The organism is Bailinhaonella thermotolerans, assembly GCF_003594875.1.
Classification (GTDB): Bacteria; Actinomycetota; Actinomycetes; order Streptosporangiales; family Streptosporangiaceae; genus Bailinhaonella; species Bailinhaonella thermotolerans.
The window spans coordinates 22,500-39,386 of record NZ_QZEY01000007.1 but is presented as its reverse complement, the minus strand read 5'-3'; the positions used below and the strand labels follow the sequence as shown (position 1 = coordinate 39,386).

The following is a 16,887-nucleotide window of genomic DNA, read 5'->3' as shown; positions in this document are numbered from 1 at the left end:
CAAGCGGCGTGATCAGCAACAAGGGGGACATCATGGCCACTACGGTGAACGAGGGCACCGCATCGGGGTGGACCGAGCAGGAGCTCGCGGAGGTGCGGTCTCGTCTCGAAGTCGAGATCGCCGAGCTCAACGCAGAGATCGCGCGGGCGGAATCCGGGATCGCGTCGGGGGACATGACCGAGGGCGCCGGAGACGACCAGGCGGACGCGGGGGCGAAGACCTTCGAGCGGGAGCACGAGATCTCGCTCGCCTTCAACGCGCGGGAGCTGCGCGCCCAGAACGAGCGCGCGATCGAGCGCATCCTCGCCGGCACCTACGGGGCCTGTGAGTCGTGCCTCAATCCGATCGCCAAGGAGCGCCTGCAGGCGTTCCCCAGGGCGACGCTGTGCGTATCCTGCAAGCAACGAGAGGAACGCCGCTGAACAGCGAGGACACGACCACGCAGGGCCCGGGCGCGCAAGCCCCCGGGCCGCACTCCGCCGGCACCGGGCCGCGTTCGAAGCGGCGCCGGTGCCTGGGCGTCTTCGGCGTCACCGCCGCCGTCGCCCTGGCGCTCGACTTCACCAGCAAGGAGATCGTGCTGGCGAACGTCGAGCCCGGCGAGCGGATCCCCGTGCTGGGGGAGATCCTCCAGCTCACCCTGACCTTCAACAGCGGTGCGGCGTTCAGCATCGGCACCGGCTTCACGCTGGTGCTCACGCTGATCGCGATCGGGGTCGTGATCGCGATCCTGCGCTACGCCCGCAACCTGCGCAGCCTGCCCTGGGCGCTGACGCTGGGCCTGCTGCTCGGCGGGGCGGTCGGCAACCTGGTGGACCGGATCTTCCGTCCGCCGTCGCCGTTCCAGGGACATGTGGTGGACTGGATCGAGCTGCCGAAGTGGCCGGTGTTCAACCTGGCCGACTCGGCGATCGTCTGCGGCGGCGTGCTCGCCGTCTTCCTGGCCTGGCGCGGCTACCAGCTCGACGGCACCCGCGACACCGGCGACGGTGACGGCGCGCCCGGCGCGGGCGACGGCGCCGCCGCCGGGGACGACGCGGGCCGCGCGGCCGGGGAGGCCGCCCCGGGCCGTGCGCCGGGGGAGGGGCCGGGCGCGAGCCGTACGGACGAGGCGGGCGCGGACGGCGCGCCCGGGCGCGGCGCGAGCCGTGCCGAGGGAAAGACGAGCGGAGAGTTTTGAGCGATCACCGTAGCCTTCCGGTGCCCGACGGACTGGAGGGGGAGCGGCTCGACGCCGCCCTCTCCCGGCTGTTCGGGCTGTCGCGGACCCGTGCGGCGGAGCTGATCACCGCCGGGGACGTGCTCGTGGACGGGCGCGTGCCGAGCTCGAAGTCGGACCGCGTGTCCGGCGGGGCGTGGCTGGACGTGACGCTGCCGCCGCCGCCCGCGCCGGTGGTCGCCGTGCCCGAGCCGGTGCCGGGCATGACCGTCCTGTACGAGGACGACGACATCCTGGTGGTGGACAAGCCGATCGGCGTGGCCGCGCACCCCACCGTGGGCTGGACCGGGCCGACCGTGCTCGGCGGGCTGCTGGGCGCGGGCCACCGGGTCGCCACCAGCGGCGCGGCCGAGCGGCAGGGCATCGTGCACCGGCTCGACGCGAACACCACCGGCGTGATGGTGGTGGCCAAGAGCGAGACGGCGTACTCCCGGCTCAAGCGGGCGTTCAAGGAGCGGACCGTCTCCAAGCGGTACCACGCACTGGTGCAGGGGCACCCGGACCCGCTGCGCGGCACGATCGACGCGCCGATCGACCGGCACCCGTCGGGCGACGGGCGGTTCGCGGTGGTGGCGGGCGGCAAGCCGTCCGTCACGCACTACGACACCGTCGAGGCGTTCCGGGCGGCGTCGCTGCTGGAGATCGGGCTGGAGACCGGCCGCACCCACCAGATCCGCGTGCACATGTCGGCGGTGCGGCACCCCTGCGTGGGCGACCTGCAGTACGGCGCCGACCCCACGCTGGCCGCGCGCCTCGGCATGACGCGGCAGTGGCTGCACGCCGTACGCCTCGGCTTCGACCACCCCGCGACCGGGGAGCCGGTCACGTTCGAGAGCCCGTACCCGGCCGACCTGGCCCGCGCGCTGGAACTCGTGCGCGACGAATCGTAGCCCGCCGCTGGTCGGGGGCTTTTCACGAGTAGTGCTCATGCCGTAACGTCGGGTGTCCAACCGGTGCGCGTGTACGCCCCGGAGCGCCACCCCTCACGCCGCCGCCGCGCGTCCGGCCACGCCCGTGCCCGGAGCCGTGGCACCGGGGCGAGGGGCCGGGAGTGCCAGGTGACCGCGTGGCCGGATCGTGCACGGACATGTCGGAGGGCACGGTGGAGCAGTGCGGAGCGCTCGCGCGCCTCCTCGCCCGGGAGCTCGACCGGAGCGGCGGCGTCTGCGCCGGATACGCCGGGCATGAGCAGTACGTCGTGCTGAACCAGGCCGCGCACCTGGCGGGGCAGTTGCTGGCCCGGCCGGTGCGGGTGCTCATGGCGAGCCGGCACCTGCACATCACGCTGGAGGACGGGCCGACGGTGGCCGGCCACCATCCCGGCGACGCGCGGCTGCGGGCCGCCCTCGACACCGCCTTCCGCGCCGCCGAGGACTCCCGCGAGCTCTGACCGCGGGCCCGCCCGCGCCGGGGTCCGCGCCGGGGTGTCAGACCAGCAGCCGGACGGCCGCGGTGACGGCGGCCGCCACCAGCAGCACGACCAGGAACGGCGCGCGCAGCAGCAGGGCGGCCACCGCCGCCCCCAGCCCCGCCAGGCGCGGCCCGTCGAGCGTGAGCGACTGGCCCTGGCCGAACGTCTGCACCACGATCAGCGCCGACAGCAGCGCGATCGGCACCAGCGCGGCGAACCGCCGCACGCCCGGGTGGTCCAGCAGCCGGCGGGGCGCGGCCAGCCCCGCGATCTTGAGCGCGTAGCAGCCGACGCAGGTCGCGATGACGGCGATCCAGAGGTTCACACCGACTCCTTCTCGGCGAGGTCCCGCCCGGGGCCCCGCGTCCCGCTCCTCAGGAACCCGGCCAGCACGGCGACCGCCGACAGCAGCACGGGCACGCCGGGCGGCAGGAACGGGGTGGACAGCAGCGCGATCCCCGCGCCCAGCACCGCGATCTGCCGCGTGCCCGGCTCCCGGAACCGGGGCCACAGCAGCGCCAGGAACGTCGCGGGCCCGACCGCGTCCAGCCCGAGCAGGGACGGGTCGGCCATCTGGCGCGTGAACGCGGCCCCGGCCAGCGTCGTCAGGTTCCAGAACACGTAGACCCCCGCGAACGTGGCGTAGAACCCCGCCCGCGAGCCCTCGGGGGTGCGCTGGGCGGTGGCCACGGCGGTGGTCTCGTCGATCACCCCGTGCGCGGCGAACCAGCGCCGGGGCCCGCGCACCGCGAGCAGGTCGGCCAGGCGCAGGCCGTAGAAGGTGTTGCGCGCCCCGAGCAGGAGCGCCCCCAGGGTGCCCGCGACCAGATTCCCCCCGCCGCCGACCACCCCGGCCAGCGCGAACTGGGACGCCCCGGTGAACGCGAACAGGCTGAGCACGCAGGCCTGGGCGACATCGAGCCCGGCGGTCACGGCGGCGGAGCCGAACGCGACCCCTGACACGCCGACCGCGACGCCGACTCCGATGCCGTCCCGCCGCGCGGACGAGACTTCACTCATACCCGCAGGTTACGGACGCCCGGAAAGCCCGTCTTGAACGATATTGCGCTGGTAGGCCCCCGGCGGCACGCCCAGCGCCCGCTTGAAGTGCCGCGTCAGGTGCGCCTGGTCGGCGAACCCCACCTCCGCCGCGACCCGCGCGGGCGGCAGGCCCGCGTCCAGCAGCTCGCGGGCCCGCCGCACGCGGAGCTGGTTGAGGTAGGCGTGCGGGGGCAGCCCGGTGACCGCCTTGAACGCCCGCAGCAGCGGGAACGGCCGCGCGCCCACGCTCGACGCCAGCTCCTCCAGCGACGGCGGCGCGACCAGGCGCTCGTGCAGGAGCTCGCGCGCCAGCCGTACGGCCCGCGAGCCCGGGCGGCGCGCCTCGGCGGGCGGGGGGTGCGCGGAGTGGCGGCGCAGCAGCTCGGCGAACGCGCCGCGCACGAGGGTGGAGGCGGCCAGCCGGTCGCCGACCTCGGCCGCGCGGTGAGCCGAGCCGAGCAGCAGCGCCGTGGCCGGGTCGTGGGCCACCGCGTCAGGGAAGTACGGCACGCCGCGCGTGCCCGCGATCGAGGCGATCAGCTCGACGGACGGGTAGAGCATGCGGTAGCGCCAGCCGTCCGGGGTCCCGGCGTGGCCGGTGTGCACCTGGTCGGGCATGACCAGCACGACGCTGCCCTGCGGGGCGCGGTGGGTCGTCCCCCGGTAGGCGAACTCCTCGACCCCGGACTCGATGAACCCGATCGCGAACGTGTCGTGCGTGTGCCGCCCGAAGACCTGGGTGACGTACCGGGCGCGCAGCAGATCGACCCCGGGGACCCCGGGGTGCCGCCAGTACCTGGCCGAGTCGGCCACGGCTCAGTCGCCCGCCGCCTTGAACGTGCGGGCGAACGTCTCGAAGTGGTGGTAGTCCTCTTCCCACGTGCGCTCGGGCGCGCTCCAGTAGATCGCGAAGCCGTACGTGTCGTTGGCCACGAAGCCCCGGTTGAGCACCCTCGTGCGGCCGCCGCGGCCGTCGAAGGTGAACTCCCAGTCGGCCGCCTCCTTCATGTAGTCCACGCGGTCGATGCGGATGCGCTTGTACCCGGGGAACCGGGGCCGGGCGACCGGCTCCTGGTCCTTCCAGTCCTTCACGGGGTCGGACTTGACGTTCGTGGTGTACTCGATCAGCAGGTAGCGGCTGGTGTCATCGGGGTCGCGGAAGAAGGTCTGCGGCCCGCTGCGCTTCCAGACCCGCCAGTCCTTGGGGAGCGCCACCGAGAAGGTCCGGTCCTTGTGGATCCGCCAGCCCTCGGGGACGCCCTCGTCCTTCGGCGACGGGGTCGGCGTGGGCGCGGGGGACGCGGTCTGGGCCGCCTGGCTCGAGGGGGATCCCCCGGCGGGCGGCTGCTGGGCGGGGCTCGTCGCCGCCGGCTGGGTCGCGTTGCTCCGCGGCTGCTCCTGGGCCGACTTCACGCCGAGGTACCCCGCGATGACCGCGACCAGCACGGCCGCCGGGACCGCCACCCACAGGCCGCGCCGCAGCGGGCTCGCGCCCGTGCGCTCCGGCGGCTCCACGGGCTCCGGCGGCGTGTCGCGGCGCGCCGGCGGCTCGTCGGCCGCCTTCTCCGGCCGTACGGCGGGGGCGGGCGGCGTCGCCCGCGCGGGTTCGGGGGCGGGCCTCGCCGGGGACTCCTCCTCCCCGCGCGGGCTCGGGCGGGTCGGCGACTCGCGGTGCGCGGCGGGCGTCTCGCCGTACGGCTTCGCGTCGCCGGGAGCGGCCTCCGGCGCGGGGGACGGCGGGGCGGGCGCGGCGGACGCCGCCGCGGCGGAGGCGGCGGCGGGGGCGGCCGCCTCGGGGGCGCGCCGCCACGGCGCGAGCAGGGGACGCTTGCGCGCCTCCTCCCCGGCCCCGGGCAGCACCGACGTGGGCGCGGGCGCGGAGATCGGCCGGGTGGCGCGCTGCGGGGAGTCGCCCCGGGCCAGCGCGAGCAGGCGCGCGGCCTCGGCGAACTCCATGCGCTGCTCGGGGTCCTTGCGCAGCAGCCCCATCAGCACCGGCGCCAGCGGACCGGCCAGCTTGGGCGGGTCGGGCTCGTCGTTCAGCACCGCCGCGATCGTCGGCAGCGGGCTGCCCCGGTCGTGCGGCGGGCGGCCCTCCACGGCGGCGTACAGCGTCGCGCCCAGCGACCACAGGTCCGACTCGCGCTGCGCCGCGCCGCCCCTGACCCGCTCGGGCGGGATGTAGGAGGGCGTGCCGAGCAGGGTGCCGGTGCGGGTGAGGGAGGTCTCCTCCTCCATCGTGGCGATGCCGAAGTCGGTCAGCACCACCCGGCCGTCCTCGGAGATCAGCACGTTCTCCGGCTTGACGTCGCGGTGCAGCACCCCCGAGTCGTGGGCGGCCTTGAGCGCGCCCAGCACCTGCAGGCCGATGTCGGCGACCTTCCCCGGCGGGAGCGGCCCCTCGTCCTTGAGGATCTGCCCGAGCGACCGCGAGTCGACGAGCTGCATCACGATCCAGGGGCGGCCGTCCTCCTCGATGACGTCGTGCACGACGATCACACCGGGGTGGTTCAGCCGGCCGGCGGCCCGCGCCTCGCGCAGCGTGCGCCGGTTGAAGTTGCTCCGCTCCTCGTCGGTGATCTGGGGAGGGATCAGCAGCTCCTTGACCGCGACCACGCGGTCGAGGACCTCGTCGTGGGCCCGCCAGACCACGCCCATCCCGCCCCTGCCGAGAGGCTCGGCGAGGCGGTAACGACCGGCGACGACGCGCCCGTCCATCCGAGACTCGGACATCACCCGGCCGTGTACCCCCTCAGGCCATGAAGAACCAAGGACTAGTAAGGAACGGTAAGAATCGTCCCATACCCACGGCCGCCTGCCGAACGGCGGCGACGACGGGCGTTCATATTCTGGGACAGGTGTACCAGCAAGTGGCAGACACGCGGGGAGGTGGCCTAGAGTGGCTGTCGTGACCCGTTACTTCGCGTTTATGTGGCCGGCTCCGGGAGAGCCGGTCGTGCGAACGTGAGCTGACGACCACCCGGAGCCGGCTGAGGGCAGAGGCGAGAACGCCTCTGCCCTTCGTGTTTCTCAGGACTGTTTCCAGCGAATGTGTCCAGAGCCGGCTCCGGTCAGGGGAGCCGGCCGTCCCCCGAAAGAGGATCCGATGTCTACAGCGCCTTCCGCAGTCGAGACAGACCGCGCCGCCGTACGCCTGGGAACGCTCGCCGTGGGCGGAGACGGGCCCGCCGTCGTGATCGCCGGGGATCTGCCCGGCGCGGCGGGCGGCGGCGACGCGCTCTGGCTCAGCCTCCGCGACCACCACGGCGGGGTGAGCGCGGAGGAGGCGATCCGCGCGGCCCGCACGGGCTGGGCGGGGCCGCTGCTGGCCGAGCCGTTCTCGGCCGCCGACCTGCCCGCGATCGCCGACCTCGCCGACGGCGTCGTCATCGGAGCCGCCTGGATGCAGGACTTCCAGCTCGTGCGCGCCGTCGCCCGGCTCGGGCTGCCGGTGCTGGTCGAGCGCGGCCCGGCGGCGACCCTGGACGAGTGGCTCGCCATCGTGGAGTACTGCGTGGCCGAGGGCAACGACCGGGTGGTGCTCTGCGAGAGCGGCACCCGCACCCACCACGCCCACGTGGCGCTGGACCTGGCGCTGCTGCGCGCGGCCCGCGAGCGCTCCGGCCGCCCGGTGCTGGCCCGCCTCGACGGCGACGCGGCCCTGGCCGCCGCCGCGATCGCCGCGGGGGCCGACGGGCTGCTGCTGTCCGCCGGGGTCCCGGCCGCCCCCGCCCGCGACGCGGTGACCGTGCTCGGCGCGCTCGCCCGGCCCGAGGCCCCCGCCACCGTGCTCGCCGCCCGGGGCGCGATCGACCGGGTGGACGCCGCGCTGGCCACGCTGCTGGAGCGGCGCGCCGAGCTGGCGGGCGTGGTGCAGCGGCTCAAGCCGGTGGGCGGCTTCGCCGGGCGCGACATGGACCGCGAGCGCCGCCTCGTCGAGGCCATGGCCGTCCGCGCCCCCCGCCTCGGGGTCCGCCGCCTCGCCCCGATCATGAACGCGGTCATCGAGGCCGGCCTCGACCTCGCCGAGTCCGGCCCCGCCGCCTGACCGCCCCGCCCGCGCCCCGCCCGCGCCCGGTCCGCGTTCCGTCCGCGTTCCCCCGCCCCGGCGTACGGCCGGCGCGCCCCGGCACCGGCGTACGGTCGGCGCGCCGCGCTCGTGCCGCGCCGCGGCCGTGCCGCGCCGGGGCGGGTGGCGGCGCGAGCCGTACGGGATCGGCCGGCCCGGCGTGCCGGGTCAGGCCAGGGCGTCGCCCTCGGGGGGCTTGGCGGGGTTGGCGGCGTCCAGGGCCGTGCCGTCGAGCCGGGCGGGCAGGCCGCCGGGCCCGCCCGGGCCGCCCGGGCCGCCCGGAGGACCCGGCCGCCTCGGCGGTGGCGCGGCGGGCGGAGACCACGCGCCAGCCGATCGCGATGACCAGGGCCAGGCCCGGCAGCGACCAGAACGCGATGCGCTGGGGCAGGTCGGCGAACGCCATGAGCACCAGCACCAGCAGCAGGAAGCCCAGCGTCAGCCAGGCGGTCACCGGCGCGCCCGGCAGCCGGAAGGAAGGGCGCTGGAGCTGCCCCCGCAGCGCCGCCTTGCGCAGCCGCATCTGGCAGAACACCAGCGTGCCCCACGTGGACAGCACGCCGAGCGAGGCCACCGCGGTCGCGATGTGGAAGGTGTCGGGGCCGACCAGGTAGTACAGCACGACGCCGCCGACGTAGACGCAGGCGGTGAGCAGGATCCCGCCGTACGGCACGTGCCGGGAGCCGACCCGGGAGGTCAGCCTCGGCGCCTCGCCGCGCAGCGCCATGGCCCGCAGGATGCGCCCGGTGGAGTACAGGCCGGAGTTGCAGGAGGACGCGGCGGCGGTGATGACCACGAGGTTCATCACGTCGCCCGCGTGCGGCACCCCGAGCCGGGAGAACACGGTGACGAAGGGGCTCTCGGCCTCGCCGTACAGCGTCCAGGGCAGGACCATGGCCAGCAGCAGGATGGAGCCGACGTAGAAGACGGCGATCCGCCAGATCACGCCGTTGATCGCGCGGGGGAGGACCTTGCGCGGGTCCTTGGTCTCCCCGGCGGCGATCCCGACCATCTCGATCGCGGAGTAGGCGAACACGACGGCCTGCAGGCTCATCAGGACCGGCGCCAGGCCGAGCGGGAAGAACCCGTCGTGGGAGGTCAGGTTGGACACGCCCGCCGAGCCGCCGTCCACCTTGGCGGTCGTGACGACCAGGAAGACGGCCGTGACCAGGAAGAGCACGATGACGGTCACCTTGAGGACCGAGAACCAGAACTCCAGCTCGCCGAACAGCCTGACCGACAGCAGGTTCACCGCGAGCACCGCGACCAGCGCCACCAGGGCGGTGATCCACTGCGGCAGGTCGGGCAGCCACTTGTGGACGTAGATCCCGATGGCGGTCAGCTCGGCGACCCCGGTGAACGCCCAGTTCACCCAGTACATCCAGCCCGCCGCGAAGCCCGCCCACGGGCCGATGAACTCGTAGGCGTACTCGACGAAGCTGCCCGAGGTGGGCCGGTGCAGCACCAGCTCGCCCAGCGCCCGCATCACGCAGAACGCGGCGAACCCGGCGATGGCGTACGCGAGGACGAGCCCCGGCCCGGCCTGCTGGAACCGGCCGCCGGAGCCGAGGAACAGGCCGACGCCGATCGCCCCGCCGATCGCGATCATCTGCACCTGGCGGTTGCCGAGGGCGGGAGCGTACCCCCGGTCGGTGGCCGCGACCGGCTCGTTCTTCATCGGATCCCCCCTCGCCATGACGCTTCGCGACGGGGACATTACCCACTGTGCCGTCAATAAGATCGGCGCATGCTGGAAAACCCACCAAATCTCGGCAGTCCTCCCTCCGGCTCCCCCTCGGGCCCCGCCCTCGACCTGGCCGGCGTGTCCGTACGGGTGACCGGGCGCACCCTCCTCCACGAGATCACCTGGCGGGTGGAGTACGGCGAGCACTGGGTGGTGCTGGGCGGCAACGGCGCCGGCAAGACGACCCTGCTGTCGGTGGCCTCGGCCGTGCGCCACCCCTCGTCGGGGACCGCCGAGGTGCTGGGCCGCCGCCTCGGCCGGGTGGACCTGCGGGAACTGCGCAGCCACATCGGGCTGGTCGCGGCCAGTCAGCGCCTGGTGGACGAGGAACTGCTCGAAGGGGAGGGGGCGACCGCGCACACGGTCGTGCTCACCGGGCACACCGGCACCAGCCTGCCCCTGTGGGACCGCTACGACGACGCCGCCCGCGACCGGGCGCGCCGCCTGCTGGCCGACCTGGGGTGCGCCGCGCTGGCGGAGCGGCCCTTCCGGGTGCTCTCCCAGGGCGAGCGCGCCCGCGTCCGCGTCGCCCGCGCGCTCATGCCCGACCCGGCGCTGCTGCTCCTGGACGAGCCGTTCGCCGGTCTCGACCTGCCGGCCCGCGAGGACCTGCTCGACTCACTCCAGGCGCTGCCCGGGTCCCGGCCCGACCTCACCACGATCACGGTCACCCACCACCTGGAGGAGGTCCCGTCCACCACGACCCACGCCCTCCTGCTGCGCGGGGGCCGGGTCCTGGCGGCGGGCAAGGCGCACGAGACCATCACGGACGAGGGCCTCAGCGCCTGCTTCGGCCGCCCCCTGCGGGTCCACCACCTCGACGGCCGCTGGCACGTCCAGTCCCTCCGCGCCTCTTCCTGACCGCCCGCCCCGGCTCCGCCGCCGCGCCCCGCCGTACGGCCCGCGAGCCGCCCGGGCCACCCGAATCGTCCGGGCCACCCGAATCGTCCGGGTCGTGCGGGTCGTCCGGGTCGTGCGGGTCGTGCGGGTCGTGCGGGTCGTCCGGGTCGTCCGGGTCGTGCGGGTCGTCCGGGTCGCCGGCGCGGCCCCGGCGGCCCGGGCCGTCCGGGCCCGCGGCGGCGAGGCGGCGGCTCCGCAGGTACGCCCCGAGGACGAAGTGCCAGAACAGCGCGCCCAGCGCGAACCCCAGCGCCCGGGCGTACCCGCCGTACGGCTGGGGCAGCCGGTTGGCCACGTCGCGCGGGTTCATGCCCTCCGGCGCTGGCACGGCGTACCGGATGAGGACCGCGGCGATCCCCAGCGCCGCGCCCGTCCACACGACGACGGGCAGGATCCAGGCCGTGCCCTTCCTCTCCCGCGCGGCGACGCGCTGACGCACGCCCGCCACGTGCCAGCCGGCGCCGATCCCCACGGCGAGCACGAGCGGCCCGAGATAGCCCACGCCCGCGTCGCCCGCCTCCACCAGGCACAGCAGCCCCGACAACGCCGCGAACGCCCCGAGGACCGTCAGCGCGACCCGGTCGCTCCGCCCCTCCGCCACCCCGTGCCCCCTCGTGAATCCCGTGAACCCCTGCCCCGGCACCCCGAGTGGAACACGTTGTCACGTGCGGGTTCGTGAGTCCAGCGGGAACCGCGAAGCGGCCGGGCGGCCGGGGCCCGCGGGGCTGGAGTGGAACTTGTTCCAATGCGCGTCGCCGGGCGCGGCGGCCCGCGGTTCGGATTAGGCTTCGGGGGCAGCGGAGCGCGGTACCAGAGGAGGGGTCGCCCACATGGCCGAGTCGTTCGTGCACCTGCACGTTCACACCGAGTATTCGATGCTCGACGGCGCGGCCAGGCTCAAGCAGTTGTTCGCCGAGGTCGAACGGCAGAAGATGCCGGCGATCGCGATGACCGACCACGGCAACATGCACGGGGCGTACGACTTCTGGAAGAAGGCGAGCGACGCCGGGGTCACGCCGATCATCGGGATCGAGGCCTACGTCGCGCCCGAGTCGCGCATGCACAAGGCCCGCGTCCACTGGGGCGAGCCGAGCCAGAAGCGCGACGACGTCTCCGGCGGCGGTCTCTACACCCACAAGACGATCTGGGCGCGGAACAACGAGGGCCTGCACAACCTGTTCCGGCTGACCTCGCGCGCCTACACCGAGGGTTACGCGGTCAAGTACCCCCGGATGGACCTGGACCTGATCGCCGAGCACGCCGGGGGCCTGATGGCCACCACCGGCTGCCCCTCCGGCGAGGTGCAGACCCGGCTGCGGCTGGGCCAGTTCGACAAGGCGCTGGCCGCCGCCGCCAAGGCGCAGGAGATCTTCGGGAAGGAGCACTACTTCCTGGAGCTGATGGACCACGGCCTGGACATCGAGCGCCGGGTGCGCGACGGCCTGATCGAGATCTCCCGCAAACTCGGCATCCCGCCGATCGTCACCAACGACTCGCACTACACGCACGAGAGCGAGGCCGCGGCCCACGACGCTCTCCTGTGCATCCAGACCGGCAAGCAGCTCTCCGACCCCGACCGCTTCCGCTTCGACGGCTCCGGCTACTACCTCAAGAGCGCCGACGAGATGCGGGGCGTGGACTCCTCCGACATCTGGGCCGAGGGCTGCCGCAACACGCTGCTCGTGGCCGAGAAGGTCGACACGGGCGGCATGTTCGAGTTCAAGAACCTCATGCCGCGCTTCCCGGTGCCCGAGGGCGAGACCGAGGAGTCCTGGTTCCGCAAGGAAGTCTGGGCGGGCATGGACCGGCGCTTCCCCGACGGCTACGACGAGGAGCACCGCCGCCAGGCCGAGTACGAGATGGACGTCATCCTCCAGATGGGGTTCCCCTCGTACTTCCTCGTCGTCGCCGACTTCATCATGTGGGCCAAGAACAACGGCATCCGCGTCGGCCCCGGCCGTGGTTCCGCCGCCGGCTCCCTGGTGGCGTACGCCATGGGGATCACCGACCTGGACCCGCTGCCCCACGGCCTCATCTTCGAGCGCTTCCTCAACCCCGAGCGCGTCTCGATGCCCGACATCGACATCGACTTCGACGAGCGCCGGCGCGGTGACGTGATCCGGTACGTCACGGAGAAGTGGGGCTCCGACAAGGTCGCCATGATCGCCACCTTCGGCACGATCAAGGCGAAAGCGGCGATCAAGGACGCCTCGCGCGTCCTGGGCTTCCCGTACGCCCTGGGCGACCGCGTCTCCAAGGCGTTCCCGCCCGCCGTCATGGGCAAGGACATCCCGCTCTCGGGCATCTTCGACAAGGACCACCCGCGCTACGCCGAGGCGGGCGAGCTGCGGCGGCTCTACGAAGAGGACGTGGACGTCAAGCAGGTCATGGACCTCGGGCGCGGCCTGGAGGGCCTGATCCGGCAGACCGGCGTGCACGCCGCCGGCGTCATCATGTCGGCCGAGACGCTGACCGACCACATCCCGATCATGCAGCGGGAGGCGGACGGCGCGATCATCACGCAGTTCGACTACCCGACGTGTGAGACGCTCGGCCTGCTCAAGATGGACTTCCTGGGCCTGCGCAACCTCACGATCATGGACGACGCCCTCAAGGCGATCGCCAGGAACAAGGGCGTCGAGCTCGACCTGCTCAAGCTCCCGCTGGACGACAAGCCGACCTACGAGCTGCTGGCGCGCGGCGACACCCTGGGCGTGTTCCAGCTCGACGGCGGGCCCATGCGCGGCCTGCTGCGGCTGATGAAGCCCGACAACTTCGAGGACATCTCCGCGGTCCTGGCGCTCTACCGGCCCGGCCCGATGGGCGCCAACTCCCACACCAACTACGCGCTCCGCAAGAACGGCCAGCAGGAGATCGTCCCGATCCACCCGGAGCTGGAGGAGCCGCTCAAGGAGATCCTCGACACGACCTACGGCCTGATCGTGTATCAGGAGCAGGTCATGGCCATCGCGCAGAAGGTCGCCGGCTACTCGCTCGGCGGCGCGGACCTGCTCCGCCGCGCGATGGGCAAGAAGAAGAAGGCCGAGCTGGACAAGCAGTTCGCCACCTTCGAGTCGGGGATGAAGGAGAACGGCTTCTCCGACGGCGCGATCAAGGCGCTGTGGGACATCCTGCTGCCGTTCTCCGACTACGCGTTCAACAAGGCGCACACCGCCGGATACGGCCTCGTCTCGTACTGGACCGCCTACCTCAAGGCGAACTACCCGGCCGAGTACATGGCCGCCCTGCTCACCTCGGTCAAGGACGACAAGGACAAGTCGGCCCTCTACCTCAACGAGTGCCGCCGCATGGGCATCAAGGTGCTCCCGCCGGACGTCAACGAGTCGGAGTTCAACTTCGCCCCGCGCGGCGACGACGAGATCCGCTTCGGGCTCTCGGCCGTACGCAACGTGGGCGGCAACGTGGTGGACGGCATCATCGCGGCGCGCACCGAGAAGGGCCGGTTCGCCGACTTCAAGGACTTCCTGCGCAAGGTGCCGCCGATCGTCTGCAACAAGCGCGTCATCGAGTCGCTGATCAAGGCGGGCGCGTTCGACTCGCTCGGGCACGTCCGCAAGGGCCTGATCATGGTGCACGAGCAGGCCGTGGACGCGATCATCGACATCAAGCGCAACGAGGCCATCGGCCAGGACTCCCTGTTCGGCGCGGTGGAGGGCTCCGAGGACGCCACCTTCGACGTGCAGATCCCGCCGGGGGAGTGGGACAAGACGACGCTGCTGGCGTTCGAGCGGGAGATGCTCGGCCTGTACGTCTCGGACCACCCGCTCTTCGGCGTGGAGCACATCCTGGCCAAGGCGGCCGACTGCTCGATCGCCTCGCTCCAGGACGAGGGCCGCGCCGACGGGCAGATCGTCACCGTGGGCGGCATCCTGTCGGGCCTGCAGCGCAAGGTCACCAAGAAGGGCGACACCTGGGTCATGGTGACCCTGGAGGACCTCGAAGGCGCGATCGACCTGATGATCTTCCCCTCGGCGTACCAGCTCTGCGCGACGGTGCTCGCCGAGGACGCGATCGTGCTGGTCAAGGCCCGCCTGGACAAGCGCGAGGACACCCCGAAGCTGATCGCGATGGAGATGACGGCGCCCGACCTCTCGCAGGAGGCGGGCGGTCCGCTGGTCGTCAGCCTGGCCACGGCGCGCTGCACCCCGCCGGTCGTCGGCCGTCTCAAGGAGGTCCTGACGACCCATCCCGGCACGACGGAGGTCCACCTCCAGCTCCACAACGGGGCCAAGACCACGGTCGTCCGCCTGGATGACCGCCTCCGCGTCACCCCGTCCCCCGCCCTCATGGGCGACCTGAAGCAACTCCTCGGCCCCGCCTGCCTGGGCGCCTGACCCCCGCTCCCGGGCGCGTCGTTCGCGTGGTCCGCCGCGCCGTGATCATGCGGTTTCACGCACAGCGTGTGTTCAGAACCGCGTGATCACGGCGAGGGTTGGAGAATTTCGGGGAATGCTCTTGACGGGTCGGCGGTTGGAGAGTACGTTGATCGAGCTTTGTCGCCGTCCTACGAGGTGAATCTGTTGGAGATCTGAGGCCGAGACGCCGCGCCCCCTTGCTGTGCGCACGCCCGACCTCAGACGATCGTCCACGCCTCGTTCTCTCCGCTTCCCGCGGACGGCGCCCGATCCTCTTCCCGGCCATCCGGTACGGCGGCCTGCGCGCGCGGTGTCTCCACGTGTCCTGAAACTTCCAGACACGGTGAGGAGCCGCCCTTATGTCTTTTTCCATCGTCTGTGACGACGTGTCCTTCGAGTGGGCCGACGGGACCCCGGTCCTGTCCGGCCTCGACGTCGCCTTCGGCGCCGGCCGTACCGGCCTCATGGGCGTCAACGGTTCCGGCAAGTCGACCCTGCTCCGGCTGATCGCCGGGGAGCTGCGCCCGTCCTCCGGGTCGATCAGCGTGGCGGGCGAGGTCGGCTACCTGCCGCAGAACCTGCCCCTCACCACCGGCCGCGACGTGTCCGACCTGCTCGGGATCAGCGAGAAGCGCGCCGCGCTGAACGCGATCGAGAGCGGGGACGTCTCGCCCGCCCACTTCGAGGTGATCGGCGACGACTGGGACGTCGAGGAGCGCGCCCGGGCCGAGCTGGACCGGCTCGGCCTGGACCACGTCGGGCTCGACCGTACGGCGGACACGCTGTCCGGGGGCGAGATCGTCATGGTGGGCCTGGCGGCGCTGCTCGTGCGGCGGCCGGAGGTGCTGCTGCTCGACGAGCCGACCAACAACCTGGACCTGGACGCCCGGCGGCGGCTGTACGCCGCGGTGGAGTCCTGGACCGGGGTGCTGGTGGTGGTCAGCCACGATCGCGCCCTGCTCGACCTGGTGGACCAGATCGCCGACCTGCGCGACGGGGACGTCCGCGTGTTCGGCGGGAACCTGTCGGAGTACGAGGAGATGCTCGCCGCCGAGCAGGAGGCGGCCGAGCGCATGGTCAGGGTCGCCGAGGGCGACGTGAAGCGGCAGAAGCGCGAGTGGGAGGAGGCCCAGGTCAAGCTGGCGCGGCGGGTTCGCTACGGCAACAAGATGTACGCCCAGAAGCGCGAGCCGAAGATCGTCATGCAGGAGCGGAAGCGGCAGGCGCAGGTCGCGGCGGGCAAGCACAAGAACATGCACGCCGAGAAGCTCGACCAGGCGCGCGAGCGCCTGAGCGAGGCGGAGCTGGCGCTCCGCGACGACCGCGAGATCCGCGTGTCCCTGCCGGAGACCGAGGTCCCCGCGGGACGCACGGTCCTCACCCTCGCGGGGGTGCCGGGCCTGTCCGAGCTGCGTGGCGGTCCCGACTCCGAGGCCGAGGCGATCGAGGAGCTCGTCCTGCGGGGCCCGGAGCGCGTGGCCCTGACCGGCCCCAACGGCGCCGGGAAGACCACGCTGCTGCGCGCGATCATGTCCGCGTACGGCACGGCGCCCGGCGGCGGGCCGTACGGCGCGGCGGAGCCCGGCGGGGAGCGCCGAACGCCGGGCGACGGAACGCCGGGCGACGGAACGCCGGGCGACGGAACGCCGGGGGACGGGGCTCCGGTGATCGGGCGGGCCGAGGCGGCGGTGCCGGTGCGGTACCTGCCGCAGCGGCTGGACCTGCTGGACGAGTCGCTGAGCGTGCTGGACAACGTGCGGCGGTTCGCCCCGGACGCCCCGGTGACCGAGGTCCGGGCGCGGCTGGCGCGCTTCCTGTTCCGGGGTGACCGGGCGGTCCAGCTCGCGGGCACCCTGTCGGGTGGCGAGCGGTTCCGCGCGGTCCTGGCGGCGCTGCTGTCGGCCGAGCCCGCCCCGCAGCTCCTGCTGCTGGACGAGCCGACCAACAACCTCGACATGGCCAGCGTCCGCCAGCTCTCCCAGGCGCTGTCGGCCTACCGGGGAGCGCTGGTCGTGGTCAGCCACGACCTGCCGTTCCTGGAGACCCTCGGCATCACCCGCTGGCTCCGCAAGGACCGCTGACCCGGAAGGGGGCGCCCGCCCAGGGCGCCCCCTTCTCCCTTTCGGC

The 16,887-nt window shown here is 73.3% G+C and carries 14 protein-coding genes and 1 pseudogene; 9 read left to right on the top strand and 6 right to left on the bottom strand.

The annotated features are described in order from the left end of the window. Positions 1-32 precede the first annotated feature (32 nt). From D5H75_RS19380 to D5H75_RS19365, 4 genes are all read left to right on the top strand, one after another. Positions 33-422 carry a TraR/DksA family transcriptional regulator gene (locus tag D5H75_RS19380; protein ID WP_119928142.1) on the top strand — a complete coding sequence of 130 codons (390 nt, stop codon included), beginning with the start codon at positions 33-35 and terminating at the stop codon, positions 420-422. After that, positions 386-1,180 carry a signal peptidase II gene (gene lspA / locus D5H75_RS19375; protein WP_242454368.1) on the top strand — a complete coding sequence of 265 codons (795 nt, stop codon included), beginning with the start codon at positions 386-388 and terminating at the stop codon, positions 1,178-1,180. Before D5H75_RS19380 ends, lspA begins: the two co-directional genes overlap by 37 nt. Continuing rightward, positions 1,177-2,109: an RluA family pseudouridine synthase gene (locus D5H75_RS19370; protein WP_119927911.1), complete on the top strand. Its 933-nt coding sequence runs from the start codon at positions 1,177-1,179 to the stop codon at positions 2,107-2,109. Before lspA ends, D5H75_RS19370 begins: the two co-directional genes overlap by 4 nt. A 197-nt stretch (positions 2,110-2,306) precedes the next feature. After that, the gene (locus D5H75_RS19365) at positions 2,307-2,609 is read left to right on the top strand and encodes a hypothetical protein (RefSeq protein WP_119927910.1); all 303 of its coding nucleotides are present in this window, start codon (positions 2,307-2,309) and stop codon (positions 2,607-2,609) included. Positions 2,610-2,646: 37 nt separating this feature from the next. Here D5H75_RS19365 and D5H75_RS19360 read toward each other — a convergent pair whose 3' ends face one another. The 4 genes from D5H75_RS19360 to D5H75_RS19345 are packed head-to-tail and all read right to left on the bottom strand — an operon-like array spanning position 2,647 to position 6,404. Beyond that, positions 2,647-2,955, bottom strand: a complete 309-nt coding sequence (locus D5H75_RS19360) for an AzlD domain-containing protein (RefSeq protein ID WP_119927909.1) — start codon at positions 2,953-2,955, stop codon at positions 2,647-2,649. Continuing rightward, a complete protein-coding gene (locus tag D5H75_RS19355; protein WP_119927908.1) occupies positions 2,952-3,650 on the bottom strand; it encodes an AzlC family ABC transporter permease in 699 nt (232 codons plus the stop codon). The genes D5H75_RS19360 and D5H75_RS19355 overlap by 4 nt, the downstream gene beginning before the upstream one ends. Positions 3,651-3,659: 9 nt before the next feature. Further along, positions 3,660-4,484: an AraC family transcriptional regulator gene (locus D5H75_RS19350; protein WP_119927907.1), complete on the bottom strand. Its 825-nt coding sequence runs from the start codon at positions 4,482-4,484 to the stop codon at positions 3,660-3,662. 3 nt (positions 4,485-4,487) lie between these two features. Beyond that, positions 4,488-6,404: a serine/threonine-protein kinase gene (locus D5H75_RS19345; protein WP_119927906.1), complete on the bottom strand. Its 1,917-nt coding sequence runs from the start codon at positions 6,402-6,404 to the stop codon at positions 4,488-4,490. 316 nt (positions 6,405-6,720) lie between these two features. On the opposite strand from D5H75_RS19345, the pseudogene D5H75_RS43245 reads away from it, so the two are divergent. After that, positions 6,721-7,296 (top strand): annotated as a pseudogene (locus tag D5H75_RS43245) (hypothetical protein); the annotation flags it as partial. A gap of 117 nt (positions 7,297-7,413) precedes the next feature. Beyond that, positions 7,414-7,719, top strand: coding sequence for a chorismate mutase (locus D5H75_RS43240; RefSeq protein WP_422674043.1), 306 nt, complete (start codon positions 7,414-7,416; stop codon positions 7,717-7,719). Here D5H75_RS43240 and D5H75_RS19335 read toward each other — a convergent pair. Continuing rightward, positions 7,673-9,418 (bottom strand): amino acid permease, encoded by a 1,746-nt coding sequence (locus D5H75_RS19335; RefSeq protein WP_119927904.1) that lies wholly within the window; start codon positions 9,416-9,418, stop codon positions 7,673-7,675. The two genes, D5H75_RS43240 and D5H75_RS19335, sit on opposite strands and share 47 nt — an antisense overlap. A gap of 69 nt (positions 9,419-9,487) precedes the next feature. Between D5H75_RS19335 and D5H75_RS19330 the strand changes: the two genes are divergently transcribed. Beyond that, entirely contained in the window at positions 9,488-10,345 is an 858-nt protein-coding gene (locus tag D5H75_RS19330; protein WP_119927903.1) for an ABC transporter ATP-binding protein, read from the top strand. Here D5H75_RS19330 and D5H75_RS19325 read toward each other — a convergent pair. Beyond that, positions 10,263-10,985 carry a hypothetical protein gene (locus D5H75_RS19325; protein ID WP_119927902.1) on the bottom strand — a complete coding sequence of 241 codons (723 nt, stop codon included), beginning with the start codon at positions 10,983-10,985 and terminating at the stop codon, positions 10,263-10,265. The two genes, D5H75_RS19330 and D5H75_RS19325, sit on opposite strands and share 83 nt — an antisense overlap. A gap of 229 nt (positions 10,986-11,214) precedes the next feature. Here D5H75_RS19325 and dnaE point away from each other — a divergent pair, with 229 nt between their 5' ends. Further along, positions 11,215-14,739, top strand: coding sequence for a DNA polymerase III subunit alpha (gene dnaE, locus D5H75_RS19320; protein WP_119927901.1), 3,525 nt, complete (start codon positions 11,215-11,217; stop codon positions 14,737-14,739). A gap of 380 nt (positions 14,740-15,119) precedes the next feature. Further along, on the top strand, positions 15,120-16,841 hold the full coding sequence (locus D5H75_RS19315; protein ID WP_119927900.1) for an ABC-F family ATP-binding cassette domain-containing protein: 1,722 nt from the start codon (positions 15,120-15,122) through the stop codon (positions 16,839-16,841). The last annotated feature ends 46 nt before the right edge of the window (positions 16,842-16,887 follow it).